This window comes from Teichococcus wenyumeiae, assembly GCF_003696345.1.
GTDB lineage: Bacteria > Pseudomonadota > Alphaproteobacteria > Acetobacterales > Acetobacteraceae > Pseudoroseomonas > Pseudoroseomonas wenyumeiae.
The window spans coordinates 1-3,344 of the sequence record NZ_RFLX01000109.1 but is presented as its reverse complement, the minus strand read 5'-3'; the positions used below and the strand labels follow the sequence as shown (position 1 = coordinate 3,344).

Sequence of the window (3,344 nt, the reverse complement as noted above, 5' to 3'; positions counted from 1 at the left end):
GGCCGAGGAGGTGAACAGACACGGGTCATTTCTCAGCGAAAACTCTGACCCCTCCCGGGTCAGGTCTCAGCGAAAATCAACATGGCGGGAGGAATACGACCGGCTGCTGGCAGAAGTAGCCGATGCGCTGGGCGGCGTCGCCGCCCTGGATCTGACAGCGGAGATGATCACCCACCGCTTTACCGACAAGTCGAAAGCCGTGCTGAATGGCTGGTATCCCGGCAGCGGCCTGCCGATGGAGGAGGCAGACCGGACACGCAAGCTGACCAAGTTCGGCACCGGAAAATGGGTCCTGCCGCGGGAGGAAATGGCCGCAATGCGCCGCTTCATGACGGAGGCACTGAGTAGCCGCCTGCCACGGGCGCGGTTGTTGTACTGGACCTGATCACTCGGCCGGCGCCCCGTCGCCGGCACGGCCATGTCTCACACCCGCCCTGCCCTTTCTCACTGAGGAACGCGATCTGGCTGTGTTGACCCCCTTCATACCATCCGTCATTCTTGCAGCGACAGAACAGAATCCCGCCGCAAGGGATTGGCGCGCATCACGCCGCGCGAAGGGAGGTCGATCGTGGTCCCATACAAGATTCACGTGGATGCCTGCCGGCGCGCCGGACTGCGGGCTTCCATGGAGACAGTCTGACCATGTCCTTCACAGATCGCTTCGCGGGCCGCAGGGCCATTGTTACCGGCGGAGCAGCCGGCATCGGCCAAGCGGTCGCGGCGCGCTTGCAGGCGGAAGGTGCCGCGGTGTGTTTGTGGGACATGGATAAAACAGCCCTCGCCAATGCGAAGGTCGAAACCGGTGCCACGGAAACCTGCGTCGTCGACGTCGCGGACGCGGACGCCGTCGCGGCCGGAATGGAAAGAAGCGTCGCCGCCCTGGGCGGCCTGGATATCCTGGTCTGCAGCGCCGGCATCACCGGGCCCAACACCACTGTCCGTGACTACCCTGTTGAGGCATGGAAGCGGGTCATGGATGTCAACCTCAACGGCCTGTTCTACTGCAACCGCGCCGCCATTCCGGCGATGGAGCGGGGCGGTTACGGCAGGATCGTCAACGTTGCCTCGATTGCCGGCAAGGAGGGCAACCCCAATGCATCGGCCTACAGCGCCTCCAAGGCAGGCGTGATCGGGCTGACCAAGTCGCTTGGCAAGGAGCTGGCCAGCACAGAGATCCGCGTCAATTGCGTCACACCCGCCGCGGTTCGTACCGCCATCTTCGCACAGATGACCCAGCAGCACATTGACTTCATGCTTTCCAAGATTCCCATTGGCCGTTTTGGAAAGATCGATGAGGTCGCGGCACTGATCTGCTGGCTGGCGAGCGAGGAAGCCTCGTTCAGCACCGGCGCGGTCTTCGACGCATCCGGCGGTCGCGCGACCTACTGACGCGCGGCGTTCTCGCCTAGCTGCTTCCAGCCTCCACAGGTTCTCCAGGGTGGGGGACAATATTCAGCCCTGGCTACTGCGTGGCGGCACATGTCAGCCGCGGCGGGGTCTGCGCTCCCCCACTTGTTCCGGCCGCTGCTCAGTGTCTGCGCCCTTCAATCCTGTGCGGTCGGCCGGATCACGATGCTTCCGATATCCACCTCGGGGGGCTGCTCAAGCGCGAAGGCGATGCCGCGTGCGATCGCCTCGGGTGGAATGGCTATGGCGCCCATCCGCTGCTGGACGGCGGCCTTGGCCGTCTCGTCGGTCATCGAGTCCACGAAGCCGGTGGCAATCATGCCAGGCGAGATCTCCGTGACACGCAGGTCAGGCCCCGCCTCCTGTCGCAAGGCTTCCGTGATGGTCCGAACCGCATTCTTGGTGGCGGCATAGACGCCCATGGTCGGCAGGATCTTCAGCCCAGCCGTGGAAACAACATTGACGATGTGCCCGCTCCCCTGCCTCTGGAAGATCGGAAGCGCGGCGGCGATGCCGTAGAGGACACCCTTGATGTTGATGTCGATCATCGCGTCCCAGTCATCGACCCGCAGAGCGTCGAAGCGTGAGATCGGGCCGATGCCTGCGTTGTTGATGAGAACATCCAGGCGGCCATAGTGCTCGCAGGCCAGCCCTGCCAGGGCTTGGAGGTCCCTGCGCCGGGTGACATCGGTTGGCCGGTAGATGGCCTCGCCACCTGCCTTCTTGATCTCTTCAACCACTGCCGCAAGCTGGGACTCACGCCGGCCTCCCAGCACCACCCTGGCGCCACGGGAGGCCAGCAACCGAGCTGTCGCCCGGCCAATGCCGCTGCCGCCACCGGTGATGACGACGATCTTCTCGATATTCATGGCCACGGCCTCCTCATACAGAAGGCTACGAGCGGAGCCACCGGATGATCTATGCTCAAGGCGCCATGATTCTGTCGCCATCGTCCAAAGATGCAGTCGATCCTCTTTCCGAGTTGCTTGCGGTCCTGGGGGTGCGGAGTATCCGCTGCACCCGCCTGGAAGCCGCAGGAGACTGGTCGCTTGCCTTTCCAGCGCAGGCGCGGCTGAAGTTCGTCGCCGTCCGGCGCGGACGATGCTGTGTGCTGCTGCCTGGCCAATCTGCATTCGCACTGGCCACGGGGGATGTCTTCCTGGTCGGCCACTCGCCCTACACGGTGGCGAGCAGTCCTGGAGTGGACCCGGTGGATGGCATGGCCCTTTACGCGGGCTCCGATCAGGACGTGGTCTGCTTGGGAGGGCACGAAACGGTCATGCTGGGCGGAGGCGTCGCCTTCAGCAGCGAGGAAGCGGGCTTTCTGCTCGAGGCCCTGCCAGGCTTCATGCACGTGGCCGCAGGCGCGCCTTCCGCGTCTGCTGTCAGGAGCATACTGGATCTTATGGAAAATGAAGTGGGTCAGTCTCGACCAGGGAATGCGCTCATCACGGCACGTCTGGCGGAAGTTCTGCTGGTGGAAGCGATCCGCGCCCATATCGCCGATCATGGTGAGGAAAGCTGCGGCTGGATCGGGGGGCTCGCGGATCGCCGGATCGGCAAGGCGCTTTGCCTGATGCATGGCAACATCGCCTTTCCCTGGACCGTCGGTGCCCTGGCTGCTCAGGTCGGCATGTCACGCTCGGCCTTCGCTGCTCTCTTCACACGGCGTGTCGGCCGCCCGCCTCTCGATTATCTTGCAGGCTGGCGCATGACGCTGTCACGTCACCTGCTGCTGCGGAATGAGGCTGATGTTGCCAGCGTGGCGGCCCAGGTGGGCTATGCATCTCCAAGCGCGTTCGGCCATGCCTTCAAACGCAGCTTCGGCCATTCGCCGCGCAAGGGCTGACGGATAGCTCATACCGTCGAGCGGATGAACTGACTCTGATGTGATTTCCTGCGCGGCGGAGATGGTGATTCGCTTCTGGCCTGACCTG

Annotated in this window: 4 protein-coding genes; 3 read left to right on the top strand and 1 reads right to left on the bottom strand. The window is 63.8% G+C overall.

The window, feature by feature from the left end; all coding sequences use genetic code 11:
- Together EBE87_RS29275 and EBE87_RS27905 are read left to right on the top strand one after the other, a co-directional pair.
- Nucleotides 1–385: spore photoproduct lyase family protein (locus EBE87_RS29275; protein WP_199708132.1), on the top strand; the 385-nt coding region annotated here is incomplete at its 5' end.
- Between the two features lie 257 nt (nucleotides 386–642).
- On the top strand, nucleotides 643–1,389 hold the full coding sequence (locus EBE87_RS27905; RefSeq protein ID WP_120641121.1) for an SDR family NAD(P)-dependent oxidoreductase: 747 nt from the start codon (nucleotides 643–645) through the stop codon (nucleotides 1,387–1,389).
- Nucleotides 1,390–1,544: 155 nt separating this feature from the next.
- Here EBE87_RS27905 and EBE87_RS27900 read toward each other — a convergent pair whose 3' ends face one another.
- Nucleotides 1,545–2,276, bottom strand: a complete 732-nt coding sequence (locus tag EBE87_RS27900) for an SDR family oxidoreductase (RefSeq protein ID WP_120641120.1) — start codon at nucleotides 2,274–2,276, stop codon at nucleotides 1,545–1,547.
- A gap of 44 nt (nucleotides 2,277–2,320) precedes the next feature.
- Here EBE87_RS27900 and EBE87_RS27895 point away from each other — a divergent pair, with 44 nt between their 5' ends.
- Entirely contained in the window at nucleotides 2,321–3,256 is a 936-nt protein-coding gene (locus tag EBE87_RS27895) for an AraC family transcriptional regulator (RefSeq protein ID WP_120641119.1), read from the top strand.
- The last annotated feature ends 88 nt before the right edge of the window (nucleotides 3,257–3,344 follow it).